The organism is Nonomuraea ceibae, from assembly GCF_019396325.1.
Lineage (GTDB): Bacteria > Actinomycetota > Actinomycetes > Streptosporangiales > Streptosporangiaceae > Nonomuraea > Nonomuraea ceibae.
In genome coordinates, this window is record NZ_JAHKRO010000109.1 from 21,007 (window position 1) to 28,228 (window position 7,222).

The following is a 7,222-nucleotide window of genomic DNA, read 5'->3' on the forward strand; positions in this document are numbered from 1 at the left end:
CTGATGCTTCTGGACACCCCTTCGCTCTACTTCCGCGCCTACTTCGGCATTCCGGACTCGATCACGGCGCCCGACGGCATGCCGGTCAACGCGGTGCGGGGCCTCATCGACATGATCGCCACGCTGGTGCGGCAGCACTCCCCCGCCGAGCTGGTGGCCACGATGGACGCCGACTGGCGGCCCGCCTTCCGGGTGGCGGCGATCCCCACGTACAAGGCGCACCGGGTCGCCCACGGCGACACCGAGGAGGTGCCCGACACGCTGGTGCCGCAGATCCCGGTGATCGAGGAGGTGCTGGACGCGGTCGGCATCGCCCGCCTGGAGTCGCCCGGGTTCGAGGCCGACGACGTGATCGGCACGCTGACCCACCGGGCCTCCGGCGCGGTCGACATCGTGACGGGCGACCGCGACCTGTTCCAGCTCGTCGACGACGCCCGCCCGGTGCGCGTCCTCTACACCGCGCGCGGCATCCGCAACCTGCAGCTCGTGGACGAGAGCTGGGTGAGCGCCAAGTACGGCATCCCGGGCCGCGGCTACGCCGACTTCGCCACGCTGCGCGGCGACCCCAGCGACGGCCTGCCGGGCGTGGCGGGGGTGGGCGAGAAGACGGCGGCGTCGCTGGTGACCCGGTTCGGCTCGCTGGAGGCGCTGCTGGAGGCGCTCGACGCGGGCGTCACCGAGGGCTTCCCGGCGGGCAGCCGCACCAAGCTGGCCGCCGCCCGCGACTATCTGGCCGCCGCCCCGGCCGTGGTCAAGGTCGCCGCCGACGCGCCGCTGCCGGCCGCGGACCTGACGCTGCCGGTCAAGCCGCGCGATCCGGAGGCGCTGGTGCGCCTGGCCGACCGCTACGGGCTCGACAGCCCGCTCAACCGGCTGCTGGACGCCTTGAGCCGCTGAGCATGAGCCGTGTCGCGACGCCGGTCATCCAGACGAAGGTGAACGCGATGACGGTGGGGTTCTTCACGGAGACGAGCAGCGCGGTGACGAGGTCGCGCGCCTGGCCGGCCCACTGTTCGACGGCGAGGGCCGGCAGCACGTCGAGCACGGTGAAGGCCGCGCCCAGCACGAGGAACTGGGCGGCGAAGGCCCAGCGGTCGCGGTCGATCCCCTCGCCCATGCGCTGCCACAGCGCGGCGGGGGTCAGGCCGCGCAGTGAAGGCTCGGCGCGTACGGCCAGGCGGACGATCACGTACAGCAGGACGACGCGGCAGGCGGCGGTGAGCACCTCGGCGGCGATGTTCACGGCGGCGGGCAGGTCGTCGCCGGCGGTGATGGCGGCGAAGCGCTGGACGGCCGGGACCATCGACAGCCCGGCGACGATCCAGAAGTGCCGGAGGTAGAAGCGCCATCCCCAGGATGCGGCGTCACCGGCGAGTTCGAAACCTGATCGGAGAACCATGCCGGTATAATACTTCATCAGATTGAATTATTCACTCCATTGAAACAAAGGAGCGTGGATGGACGGCGCGAGGATGGGCTGGGAGCTGAGCACCGCGGTCGTGCTCTTCCACGAGGCGGTCGCGCGCAAGCTGGGCCTGAGCGCGGTCGACCACAAGGCGCTGGGCGTGATCACCCGCTCCGGCGGGCTGACCGCCGGAGCGCTCGCCGGCGAGCTCGGCATGAACGCCAGCGCCGTCACGGCCCTCGTCGGCCGGCTCGAACGCGCCGGCTACGCCCGGCGGGTCGCCGACCCCGCCGACCGCCGCCGCGTGCTCGTCGAGGCCGACCCCGGCAACCGGCCGGACCTCGCGGGCATCTTCGCCGACCTCGGCGCGGACATGAACGCCTTCATGTCCCGGTACGACGCCCGCGAGCTGGCCACGATAGCCGACTACGTCACGCGCACCGTCGAGGTGCTGCGCAAGCGGACCGAGGCCCTTCAGCAGAGCCTGTAGGTGGAGAAGCTCTCGAACCGCGACAGGTACATGTGCCCGTCGGCGCCCTTCACCAGGTTCGAGATCGGCCGGACGATCAGCGTGAGCTTCATCGTCGCCGGGTCGATCCGGTAGACCTTGCCCTGGACCTTGCCGTACAGCATGCCGTCGCGGCCGGCCTCGACGTAGGTGTCGAGCCACACCTGCGACACCGTCTGCCACGGGTAGGTCTGGTGCTTGACCGTGCGCAGCGCCCGGCCGGTGGCCGGATCGAGCTCGAACAGCGAGTCGGGGCTGAGCCCCCACAGCCTGCCCGCGCCGTCGAAGGCGAGCGAGCCGAGGGCCAGGTTGCCGGGGACGGGTGTGGTCCGCCACTTCAGCGAGCGCCCGGCGACGTCGTAGGCGAACGCCTGGGCCTCGCCCTGCGGGACGTTGGTGCCGCCGAAGGCCGACGTGGTCCCGTACAGGACGCCGTCGCGGTAGGCCAGGCCGATGATGCTGTGGCCGGGGATCAGGTCACGCTCGATCACCTTCTCCCCGGTGGCCGGGTCGAGCAGGCCGAGCGCGCCGCCGAGGACGCCCGCCTTGGGCACGGTGCCGAACGCCAGCCAGTCGCCCGCCGACACCATCGCGAACGGGCGGTCCTGCTCCTGCTCCCCCAGCCCGAGCAGCAGCCGCGGCTGCTCGCCGTCGAACTCGTAGATGCGCGCGCCGGGGTAGACGCCCAGGTAGAGCTTGCCGCGATGGGTGACGATGCCCTCGCTCTGGCCGACGTTCGGCCACGAGCGGGTCTCGCCGGTCGCCGGGTCGTAGGAGGCCAGGCCGCCGGTGAAGAAGCCGCCGGCGTAGATGCGCCCGTCGGGGCCGACGCCCATCGAGCGGATGCTGACGGGCTGGCCGGTCAGCGTGGACTCGAACAGGACGCCCTTGCCGGCGCGGCGGTCGTAGTGCCAGAGGCGGCCGGTCGAGGAGGTGCCGACGAGGGTGGTGCCGATCCAGCCGAGCGTCCGGGCGGCCCCGCCGCCGAAGTCACCGAAGCCCAACTTCGTGATTTTTCCGCTTTTAAGGTCGTATTCGATGAGTTCGTCGTCCTGGACCAGGTGGACGGTGTGCCCGTGCCTGCCGCCGCCCACGGTCAGGCTGTCGACGTCCGCCACCACGTCCTTCCACGCCTTGGCGGCCAGGTCGTACACGCCCATCGGGTTGGCGCCCGTCGAGGTGGTGAAGCGCACGAGCAGGTGGTGGCCGACGACGTCGAGGTCGTAGGCGTAGCCCGCGCCCTCGACCGGCGGCTCGATGACCTGCCTGACGGCGCCGTCCGGCGCGACCACGGCGACCTTCATGCTCTGCGCGCCGACCCCGGCGTACACGGTGCCGTCGGCGCCGACGGCCAGGTCGCGGACGAACTGCTCGCCCGGCACCGGGCTGCCCAGGTCGGCGGTGTGGCCAGTGGCGGTGTCGTAGCGGAACAGCCGCCCGTTGGGCGAGGTGCCGCCGTAGACGGCCGAGCCGTCGGGGCTGGCCGCGACCGTCCACACGAACGTCTCGCCCGGCACCGCGATGCCCAGCTCGCTCACCTCGTCGGCCGCCGGGTCGTAGCGGAACAGGCGGCCCATGGCCCCGGCGGTGGCGTTGTAGCTGCCCACGTAGACGGAGTGGTCGGGCGCCACGGTGACGGCCCAGGAGCCGAGGGCGAGCGGCAGCGGGCGTTCGGCGATCAGCGAGCCGTCGGCGGCGTCGCGGATGCCGAGCATGGCCGGGCCGGAGGCGCTGGAGGTCACCGAGTAGACGCGATCGCCGTCGAGCGCGGTGCCCGCCGTGGTCGCGCCGGTCAGCGGCAGCCGGCCCAGGCTCTGGAAGCCGCACCCGGTGGGCGGCGATTCGGCCTGGGCCGGAGTGGCGAGGGATAACAGGACAAGGAATGCGACAAGGACGATGCGCACGACAGCCTCCCGGCGGGCGATATAACGGTCTTGACCGTAATCGCGCGCACGTCCTCTGGCAAGAGGGTCAGGCCACCGACGAGTAGGCCACCACCCCACGCCGCATCGCGTCCATCGCCTTGGCCGCCGTCTGCTTGATGCGGCTGCCGGGCGGCGCCGCGTTGCCGAGCTGCCCCAGCAGGTCCATGAGCTGCTTGACCCAGCGCACGAAGTCGCCCGCCGCCAGCTCGTTGCCGCCCACGCCGTCCATCAGCACCGCGTCCAGCGAGTGACCCTTCGTCCAGCGGAACGCCGCCCACGCGAAGCCGAGATCCGGCTCGCGGATCGTCGACAGGCCGTGGTCGGACTCGATGCCCTCCAGCTCGCCCCACAGCCGCAGCATCGCCGTCAGCGCGTCCTGCGCCCGGCCCGCCGGGACCTTGGGCCGGCGCGCGTCGTCGGACTGCCGCGACTCGAACACCAGCGCCGACACGCACGCCGCCAGCTCCGCCGGGTCGAGCTCCTCCCACAGCCCGCTGCGCAGGCACTCGGCCGTCAGCAGGTCGAGCTCGGTGTAGAGGCGGCCCAGCCGGCGGCCCTCGTCGGTGACCTGCTCACCCTCCAGGTAGCCGAGCTGCTCCAGCACCGAGCAGATCCGGTCGAAGGTGCGCGAGATGACGTGCGAACGGCCCTCCACCCGCCGCCGCAGCCCCTCGGTCTCACGCAGCAGCTTGTGGTAGCGCTCGGCCCAGCGGGCGTGGTCCTCACGCTCGTCGCAGCCGTGGCACGGGTGCTGCCGGATGCGCCGGCGCAGCTCGTTGACCTCGTCGTCCTCCACCGCGTGGTCCCGCGCCCTGACCGGCTTGCCCAGATCGCGGTCACCGATCTTGGCCAGCAGCGTGGAGACCAGGTTGGCGCGTTCCTTGGGCGAGCGGCCGTTGAAGTTCTTCGGGATGCGGATCTTCTCCAGCGGCTCCACCGGCACCGGGAAGTCCGCGGGGTCGAGCTTCTTGATCTGCTTGCCGATCGTCAGCACCAGCGGGCTGGGACCGTGACCGCGCGGGTTGCGGCCCGGGTCGAGCACCACCGCGAGCCCGGCCCGGCGCCCGCCCGGCACCCGGATCACGTCACCCGGCTGCAGCGCCTCCAGCGACCGCACCGCCGCCGCCCGCCGGGCCGCGCCGCGCTGGCGCGACAGCTCCGCCTCCCGGTCCGACAGCCGCCTGCGCAGCGCCGCGTACTCGGGGAAGTCGCCCAGATGGCAGGTCATCGCCTCCTGGTAGCCCTCCAGCGCCTCCTCGTGCTTGCGCAGCTGCTTGGCCAGCCCGACCACCGCCCGGTCGGCCTGGAACTGGGCGAACGACTCCTCCAGCAGCGCCCTGGCCCGCTCCCTGCCGAACTGGCCGACCAGGTTGACCGCCATGTTGTAGGACGGCTGGAAGCTGGAGCGCAGCGGATACGTACGGGTGCCCGCCAGGCCCGCCACCGACAGCGGGTCCATGCCCGGCTGCCACAGCACCACCGCGTGGCCCTCGACGTCGATGCCGCGCCGCCCCGCCCGGCCGGTGAGCTGCGTGTATTCGCCGGGGGTCAGGTCGGCGTGCGTCTCGCCGTTCCACTTGTCGAGCTTCTCGATCACCACGCTGCGGGCCGGCATGTTGATGCCCAGCGCCAGCGTCTCCGTCGCGAACACCGCCTTGACCAGGCCGCGGGTGAACAGCTCCTCGACGACCTCCTTGAACGCCGGCAGCATGCCCGCGTGGTGCGCGGCCAGCCCCCGCTCCAGGCAGTCACGCCACTCCAGGTAGCCCAGCACCGCCAGGTCCTCGTCCGGCAGGTGCGCCGTGCGCTCGTCGACGAGCTGGCGGATCTCGTGCCGCTCCCGCTCCGTCGTCAGCCGGATCCCGGCGTGCAGGCACTGCTGGACGGCCGCGTCGCAGCCCGCCCGCGAGAAGATGAACGTGATCGCCGGCAGCAGCGCCTCCGCGTCGAGCCGCTCGATCACCTGCGCCCGGTCCGGCGGGCGCGAGCGCGTCGGCCTGCCGTAGCCGCGCCTGCCCCGCCCCGCCGTCAGCCGCTCGGCGTCCCGCGTGACCCGCATCAGCGTCGGGTTGATCCGCGGCGTGTCGTCGTCGGTCATGAAGATGTCGTAGACGCGGTGGCCCACCATCATGTGCTGCCACAGCGGCACCGGCCGGTGCTCGTCGACGATCACGGTGGTGTCGCCGCGCACCTCACCCAGCCACTCGCCGAACTCCTCGGCGTTGCTCACCGTCGCCGACAGCGCCACCAGCCGCACCGACTCCGGCAGGTGGATGATGACCTCTTCCCACACCGCCCCGCGGAACCGGTCGGCCAGGTAGTGGACCTCGTCCATCACCGCGAACCCGAGCCCCGCCAGCGTGGCCGAGCCCGCGTAGAGCATGTTGCGCAGCACCTCGGTCGTCATGACGACGATCGGGGCCTCGCCGTTGACGCTGTTGTCGCCGGTCAGCAGGCCCACCTTGGCCGTGCCGTACCGTTTGACCAGGTCGTTGTACTTCTGGTTGGACAGCGCCTTGATCGGGGTGGTGTAGAAGCACTTGAGCCCCTGCTCCAGAGCCAGGTGGACGGCGAACTCGCCGACGACCGTCTTGCCCGAGCCGGTGGGCGCCGCCACCAGAACTCCGTCGCCCGCCTCCAGCGCCCGGCAGGCGTCGATCTGGAACTCGTCCAGCTCGAAGTCGTACAGGCCCCGGAACGAGGTGAATGCGGGCCCGTCGCCGGCGTATTTCTGACGGAAGGCCGCGTAGCGTTCCGCTGGCGTTGTCATACCGGCCACCCTACCGAAACCGCCATTCCGGTCCGTCCTCACGGCCGCGCCCTTTACAAAGTACGGTTCATACCAGGACGTTCAACGCGCCCGGCCGCACCTCGCACGTGACGGGGGCCGGGCCGATCCGCTCACCGTCGGCGTACGCCACGACGCCGGCCGCCTCCAGCGTGACGCTCCTGGCCCGCCACACCGTCACCGCCGGATGCGCCACGTGCGTGCCCCGGTAGACACGCGGGAAGACGCGCAGGAACTCCCCCTTGCCCACCGCGCCCACCATCACCACGTCCAGCAGCCCGTCGTCGGGGCGGGCGTCCGGGCAGATGCGCATCCCGGCGCCGTACGAGCTCGTGTTGCCCACCGCGACCATCATGGCCTCCCGCTCGACCGGCTCCCCGCCGTCGATCGTCACCCGGAACGGGATCGGCTCGAACGACCTCAGCTCCCGCGCGGTCGCCACCAGGTACCGGGCCATCCCCGGCGGCCACGACAGCGCGTTGGCCCGCTCGTTCACCCGCGAGTCGAACCCGCAGCACACCACCCCGGCGAACACCTCCTCCCCACCCCCGCCCCCCACACCGGAGAGCCCCGCCCCGAACCGGCCACCGGTGCCC

General features: G+C 72.1%; 5 protein-coding genes and 1 pseudogene. 2 read left to right on the forward strand and 4 right to left on the reverse strand.

The genetic code is table 11. The features are described from left to right. Positions 1-3 precede the first annotated feature (3 nt). Positions 4-897, forward strand: a complete 894-nt coding sequence (locus KME80_RS40200; protein WP_219514932.1) for a 5'-3' exonuclease — start codon at positions 4-6, stop codon at positions 895-897. On the opposite strand, the gene KME80_RS40205 is transcribed toward KME80_RS40200, so the two are convergent. Next, a complete protein-coding gene (locus KME80_RS40205; protein ID WP_219514912.1) occupies positions 866-1,399 on the reverse strand; it encodes a hypothetical protein in 534 nt (177 codons plus the stop codon). The genes KME80_RS40200 and KME80_RS40205 overlap by 32 nt on opposite strands. 58 nt (positions 1,400-1,457) lie before the next feature. Here KME80_RS40205 and KME80_RS40210 point away from each other — a divergent pair, with 58 nt between their 5' ends. Beyond that, positions 1,458-1,895 carry a MarR family winged helix-turn-helix transcriptional regulator gene (locus tag KME80_RS40210; protein WP_219514922.1) on the forward strand — a complete coding sequence of 146 codons (438 nt, stop codon included), beginning with the start codon at positions 1,458-1,460 and terminating at the stop codon, positions 1,893-1,895. Here the strand turns inward: KME80_RS40210 and KME80_RS40215 are convergent. The 3 genes and pseudogenes from KME80_RS40215 to KME80_RS40225 all read right to left on the reverse strand — a co-directional run. Then, positions 1,880-3,817 (reverse strand): hypothetical protein, encoded by a 1,938-nt coding sequence (locus KME80_RS40215; protein ID WP_219514924.1) that lies wholly within the window; start codon positions 3,815-3,817, stop codon positions 1,880-1,882. The two genes, KME80_RS40210 and KME80_RS40215, sit on opposite strands and share 16 nt — an antisense overlap. A 67-nt stretch (positions 3,818-3,884) precedes the next feature. Continuing rightward, a complete protein-coding gene (locus KME80_RS40220; protein ID WP_219514926.1) occupies positions 3,885-6,608 on the reverse strand; it encodes a DEAD/DEAH box helicase in 2,724 nt (907 codons plus the stop codon). A gap of 67 nt (positions 6,609-6,675) precedes the next feature. Next, positions 6,676-7,222: pseudogene (locus KME80_RS40225) on the reverse strand (sphingosine kinase); the annotation flags it as partial.